At 73.4% G+C, this 512-nt stretch carries 1 protein-coding gene; it reads right to left on the bottom strand.

Features of this window, described 5'->3' with window-relative positions:
- A partial coding sequence (locus QQX13_RS13780; protein ID WP_301153689.1) for an HNH endonuclease occupies positions 1 to 452 on the bottom strand: 452 nt, incomplete at its 3' end.
- Positions 453 to 512 lie beyond the last annotated feature (60 nt).

Here is a 512-nt window from a genome sequence, read left to right as displayed (position 1 = left end):
GCGCGGCCGCCGAGCCTGGGGGTGCGGGTGGGGTCGATGGTGGCGGGCGGGGTGAAGTGGACGGAGGTGGGGGTGGCGTGGATGTCCCAGTGTTGGGTGTGGATGGTGTGGTGGCAGTGGCGGCAGAGCAGGATGCCGTTGGCGAGGTCGGTCGGGCCGGTGTCGCGTCCCCACCAGCGGATGTGGTGGACCTCGGTCCAGGCCGGGGGTGCGCCGCAGAACGCGCAGCCGCCGTCGCGTTCGGTCAGGGCGAGGCGTTGGGCTTTGGTGAACAGGCGCCGGGCCCTGCCCCAGTCGAGGACCTCGCCGTGGGTGCCGAGGACGGCGGGGATGATGTCCGCGTCGGCGGCCATGCGGCGCAGCGTCGCGGGATCCAGCGGTATGGGGGATCCGTCGAGGTCGGCGTGTCCGACCCGGTCGCGTAGGGAGGCTTCGTCGATGCGGACGACCATGGTCACCGACGCGAGGGGCAGGTCCGTCGCGGTGCAGGCCAGGCCGTGGCGGGCCAGACG

Source organism: Demequina lignilytica (genome assembly GCF_030418375.1).
Taxonomy (GTDB): Bacteria; Actinomycetota; Actinomycetes; order Actinomycetales; family Demequinaceae; genus Demequina; species Demequina lignilytica.
This window is presented reverse-complemented; position numbering and strand designations above follow the sequence as displayed.